A 5654-nucleotide genomic window follows, 5' to 3' on the forward strand; every position below is an offset into this window, starting at 1 on the left:
TCTCTGAAATTAGAAAACAACGGCAATAGACAGGAGGATGAAACGATATGATGTTTGGAAGATTCACAGAAAGAGCACAAAAAGTATTGGCGCTTGCTCAAGAAGAAGCTCTGCGTCTGGGCCATAATAACATTGGAACAGAACATATTCTCCTCGGCCTTGTCCGCGAGGGAGAAGGGATTGCTGCAAAGGCGCTGCAGGCATTAGGACTCAGCCCTGACAAGATTCAAAAAGAAGTTGAAAGCCTCATTGGCCGAGGGCAAGAGATGTCACAATCGATCCATTACACACCGAGAGCCAAAAAAGTGACTGAACTGGCGATGGATGAAGCAAGAAAGCTTGGTCACTCCTACGTTGGAACTGAACACATCCTCCTCGGCTTAATTCGAGAAGGGGAAGGTGTTGCAGCAAGGGTGCTGAATAATTTAGGCGTCAGCTTAAACAAAGCGAGACAGCAAGTATTGCAGCTGTTGGGCAGCAATGAGAGCGGTGGCGCTGCTTCAGGCGCCAACAGCAATGCCAACACACCAACCTTAGACAGTCTTGCCAGGGATCTCACGGCGATTGCAAAAGAAGACAGCCTTGACCCCGTAATCGGCAGAAGCAAAGAAATTCAGCGCGTAATTGAAGTGCTGAGCCGCAGAACGAAAAACAACCCTGTGTTAATTGGGGAGCCCGGTGTCGGTAAGACAGCGATTGCCGAAGGCCTCGCCCAGCAGATCATCAATAACGAAGTACCGGAGATTCTCCGCGATAAGCGAGTTATGACGCTTGATATGGGAACGGTTGTCGCCGGTACGAAATACCGCGGTGAATTTGAAGACCGCCTGAAAAAAGTGATGGACGAAATTCGTCAAGCGGGAAATATCATCCTCTTTATCGATGAGCTGCATACTCTCATCGGAGCCGGGGGAGCGGAAGGGGCCATCGATGCCTCCAATATCCTTAAACCGTCTCTGGCGCGCGGAGAGCTGCAATGCATCGGAGCGACAACCCTTGATGAATACCGCAAATACATTGAAAAAGATGCTGCACTCGAACGGCGTTTTCAGCCGATTCAGGTTGACCAGCCGTCTCCTGAAGAGAGCATTCAAATATTGAGAGGTCTCAGAGACCGCTATGAAGCCCACCACCGCGTATCGATTACGGATGAAGCGATTGAAGCGGCTGTGAAGCTGTCAGACCGGTATATTTCGGACCGTTTTCTGCCTGACAAGGCGATCGACTTAATCGATGAAGCCGGTTCAAAGGTTCGCCTGCGTTCATTTACAACGCCTCCGAACTTAAAAGAGCTTGAACAAAAGCTTGATGAAGTAAGGAAAGAAAAAGATGCCGCTGTCCAAAGCCAGGAATTCGAAAAAGCAGCGTCATTACGGGATACGGAGCAGCGCCTGCGCGAACAGGTCGAAGAAACCAAGAAAACCTGGAAAGAAAAGCAGGGACAGGAAAATTCAGAAGTGACCGTCGACGATATTGCAATGGTTGTTTCAAGCTGGACCGGAGTGCCGGTTTCGAAAATTGCGCAGACTGAAACAGACAAATTACTGAACATGGAGAGCATTCTTCATTCCCGCGTTATCGGCCAAGATGAGGCTGTCGTTGCGGTTGCCAAAGCAGTCAGACGCGCGCGTGCCGGCTTAAAAGATCCAAAACGTCCTATCGGTTCTTTTATTTTCCTCGGCCCTACAGGCGTAGGAAAAACGGAGCTTGCCCGTGCACTTGCCGAGTCCATTTTCGGCGATGAAGAAGCCATGATTCGCATCGATATGTCCGAGTATATGGAAAAACATTCAACATCAAGACTCGTCGGTTCCCCTCCGGGATATGTCGGCTATGATGAAGGCGGACAGCTCACTGAAAAAGTGAGAAGAAAACCGTATTCCGTCGTCTTGCTTGACGAAATCGAAAAAGCGCACCCTGATGTCTTCAATATTTTGCTGCAAGTGCTTGAAGACGGTCGCCTGACTGATTCAAAAGGGCGCACGGTCGACTTTAGAAATACGATTTTGATCATGACATCAAACGTCGGTGCGAGCGAACTGAGAAGAAATAAATACGTCGGGTTTAATGTGCAGGATGAAACCCAGAATTATAAAGATATGAAAGACAAAGTCATGGGCGAATTAAAACGCGCCTTCAGACCTGAATTTATCAACCGGATTGATGAGATTATCGTCTTCCACTCTTTGGAGAAAAAACATTTGAAAGATATTGTATCCCTCATGTCAGAACAATTAACTAAGCGTCTGAAAGAACAGGATCTGTCAATTGAGCTGACTGAAGCGGCTAAAGAAAAAATTGCCGATGAAGGCGTGGATCTCGAATACGGGGCGCGCCCTCTCAGAAGAGCAATCCAAAAACACGTGGAGGACCGGCTGTCTGAAGAGCTCCTGAAAGGCCATATTGAAAAAGGCCAGCATATTGTTTTGGATGTAGAAGGCGGAGAATTTGTCGTAAAAACCGAAGCTAAAACGAACTAATATAGAGACAAAAGAAAGAGGCATACGATGTTCATCAGTATGCCTCACTTTCTTATAAAGGGAGCGTTTTGAAAAATCAATGGCTAAAACAAAGACTAAATTCATTTGTCACTCATGCGGTTACGAATCCGCCAAGTGGATGGGGAAGTGCCCCGGATGCGGCACATGGAATACCATGGTGGAAGAAACGATAAAAAAACCCGCCGCCAACAGAAGAACCGCTTTTTCACATTCCGTTCAAACGGTGCAAAAGCCTTCACCTCTCACTTCAATCGAAACAACAGAAGAGCCGCGAATTAAAACGAAACTGGGCGAATTCAACCGCGTCTTGGGAAACGGTATTGTCAAAGGTTCACTCGTTTTAATCGGAGGCGATCCCGGCATCGGGAAATCAACCTTGCTGCTTCAAGTATCTGCCCAGCTCGCTGATTCAAAAGAAAATGTCCTGTACATCTCAGGTGAAGAATCGGTCAAGCAGACAAAGCTGAGAGCAGACCGTCTAGGCATCAACAGTCCCACTCTTCACGTTTTATCTGAAACCGATATGGAGTATATTACGTCTTCTATAGAAGAGATGAATCCATCATTCGTGGTGGTTGATTCGATTCAAACCGTTTACCAAAGTGATATTACATCTGCTCCAGGCAGCGTGTCCCAGGTCAGGGAATGCACCGCTGAGCTGATGAGAATTGCAAAAACAAAAGGGATTCCGATATTTATCGTCGGGCATGTCACAAAAGAAGGTTCGATTGCCGGACCGAGACTTCTGGAACATATGGTCGACACCGTCCTTTATTTTGAAGGTGAGCGGCATCATACATTTCGGATTTTAAGAGCCGTCAAAAACCGGTTTGGATCAACGAATGAAATGGGAATCTTTGAAATGAGGGAAGAGGGCCTGACAGAAGTGCTGAATCCGTCGGAGATCTTTCTCGAAGAGCGCTCGGCTGGAGCAGCCGGCTCGAGTGTCGTGGCTTCATTGGAAGGCACGAGGCCGGTCTTAGTAGAGATTCAGGCGCTGATTTCCCCGACGAGTTTTGGAAATCCGCGCAGGATGGCAACCGGAATTGATCATAACCGCGTCTCATTGCTGATGGCGGTTTTAGAAAAAAGGGTGGGGCTGCTGCTGCAAAATCAAGACGCCTATTTAAAAGTCGCCGGCGGCGTCAAGCTGGACGAGCCGGCGATCGACCTCGCCGTTGCGGTGAGCATCGCCTCAAGCTTCAGAGACACCCCGCCTCATCCGACGGATTGTTTTATCGGCGAAGTCGGCTTGACAGGGGAAGTCCGCAGAGTATCAAGGATAGAACAGAGGGTGCAGGAAGCGGCGAAGCTTGGTTTTAAAAGAATGATTATTCCTTCTGCAAATGTGGAAGGATGGACAAAGCCGAAAGGAATTGAAGTCGTCGGTGTTGAAAATGTAGCTGAGGCCCTTCGAGCTTCATTAGGAGGATCATAATATATGGAAAAAGACAAAAAAGGAGCGAAACAGGATCTTTCAGAAATATTGCAGTTTGTCGCCCCCGGCACACCTCTTCGCGAGGGAATCGAAAACGTCCTTCGGGCCAAAACAGGCGGATTAATCGTGGTCGGCTTCAATGATAAAGTGAAAGAAGTGGTTGACGGAGGGTTCCACATTAATTCTTCTTTCTCTCCGGCTCATCTGTACGAGCTGGCTAAAATGGACGGGGCGATTATTCTCAGCGATTCAGGGCAGAAAATTTTATATGCCAATACGCAGCTTATGCCTGAGGCGACGATACCATCCTCTGAGACGGGCATGAGGCACAGAACGGCCGAGCGTGTGGCCAAGCAGACCGGCTGTCTGATCATTGCGATTTCTGAAAGGCGGAATGTGATTACGCTCTATCAGGAAAATATGAAATATATACTCAAAGATATCGGCTTTATCTTAACAAAAGCCAATCAGGCGATTCAGACACTCGAAAAATACAAACTCATTTTGGACCATGCGATTTCCAATTTGAATGCGCTGGAGTTTGAAGAGCTTGTGACATTTGGGGATGTCATCTCTGTTCTGCATCGATATGAAATGGTGCTCAGAATCAAAAATGAAATTAATATGTATATTAAAGAGCTTGGAACAGAAGGCCATCTCATCAGGCTCCAGGTTAGTGAACTGATCACTGATATGGAGCAGGAAGCGGCGCTGTTCGTTAAAGATTATGTGAAAGAAAAAATCAAAGACCCGTTTGTCCTGCTGAAGCAGCTACAGGATATGTCGAGTTTCGAATTGCTGGATGACTCGATTCTCCTTAAGCTTTTAGGCTATTCTGCAACTACGAATATGGAGGAATACGTTTTCCCGAGAGGCTACAGGCTCCTTCACAAAATCCCCCGTCTCCCGATGCCGATCGTAGAAAATGTTGTCGAAGCATTCGGCCATTTAAAGCTTATTATCGAAGCGGATGTAAAAGAATTGGATGAAGTGGAAGGAATTGGGGCGGTCCGTGCCCAAAAGATAAAGAAAGGGTTAAAGAGACTTCAGGAGAAACATTATACTGACAGGCAGCTGTGAGAAAAATTTCTAAAAGTGATTAAAATTTGCAATTTATGGGTATATTATTCTTACTTTTTGTTTTCCCTTTTTCCGGTTGAAACAGCTGCATTCATAAAAATTAAAACGATTATTTTAAAGGAGGTGAAGGTATGTTGAAACGAATAGTTCAAGCGTTCTTTGCGATTTTGGGAGGCGTTATCGGTATTTTTCTCATACCGGAATTGTTTGTGCTGTTAAATGTACAGGACATACCTTTAGTAACAAACCCGTATGCGTCCGCTTGTTTAGGAGCTATCATCTTTTTTCTTCTGGGCATCTGGTGTGCGGATTATGTCATCAACTGGGTGAAACAAATTGAGGATTCCTTGATCAAAGCACCTGTCTCAGATTTATTGTTCGGCTCTTTGGGATTAATCTTCGGACTTATGCTCGCTTATCTTATCGTCAATGTCATTCCGTTAAAAGACATCCCTTATCAGTTGATCAGCACGGTCATTCCGATTGTGTTGGCCGCATTTCTCGGCTATCTCGGATTCCGTGTAGGTTTCAAGAAAAAGGATGAAATGCTGACACTTTTCACATCGAGAAAGAAAAAAGGTTCTGCTGAGGAAGAGCGTCCTGAAGAAGACAAAAAGCTGAAAATTTTAGACACA

3 protein-coding genes and 1 pseudogene (1 of these 4 running past the window's edge) are annotated in these 5654 nt (G+C 46.3%); all 4 read left to right on the plus strand.

The genetic code is table 11. The features are described from left to right. The first annotated feature begins 47 nt into the window (after positions 1 to 47). Positions 48 to 2480, plus strand: a complete 2433-nt coding sequence (gene clpC / locus C1T29_RS00835; protein WP_020449838.1) for an ATP-dependent protease ATP-binding subunit ClpC — start codon at positions 48 to 50, stop codon at positions 2478 to 2480. 79 nt (positions 2481 to 2559) lie between these two features. After that, the gene (radA, locus tag C1T29_RS00840) at positions 2560 to 3939 is read left to right on the plus strand and encodes a DNA repair protein RadA (protein WP_208945586.1); all 1380 of its coding nucleotides are present in this window, start codon (positions 2560 to 2562) and stop codon (positions 3937 to 3939) included. A gap of 3 nt (positions 3940 to 3942) precedes the next feature. Next, positions 3943 to 5019, plus strand: coding sequence for a DNA integrity scanning diadenylate cyclase DisA (disA, locus tag C1T29_RS00845; RefSeq protein WP_020449840.1), 1077 nt, complete (start codon positions 3943 to 3945; stop codon positions 5017 to 5019). 131 nt (positions 5020 to 5150) lie between these two features. Continuing rightward, positions 5151 to 5654 (plus strand): annotated as a pseudogene (locus C1T29_RS00850) (PIN/TRAM domain-containing protein); it runs 587 nt beyond the window's last position.

The sequence above is a fragment of the Bacillus sp. MBGLi79 genome, from assembly GCF_002953915.1.

Bases quoted from the DNA above. Each gene is read 5' to 3' on its own strand.
- clpC (WP_020449838.1), top strand. From the start codon at position 48: ATGATGTTTGGAAGATTCACAGAAAGAGCACAAAAAGTATTGGCGCTT.
- radA (WP_208945586.1), top strand. From the start codon at position 2,560: ATGGCTAAAACAAAGACTAAATTCATTTGTCACTCATGCGGTTACGAA.
- disA (WP_020449840.1), top strand. From the start codon at position 3,943: ATGGAAAAAGACAAAAAAGGAGCGAAACAGGATCTTTCAGAAATATTG.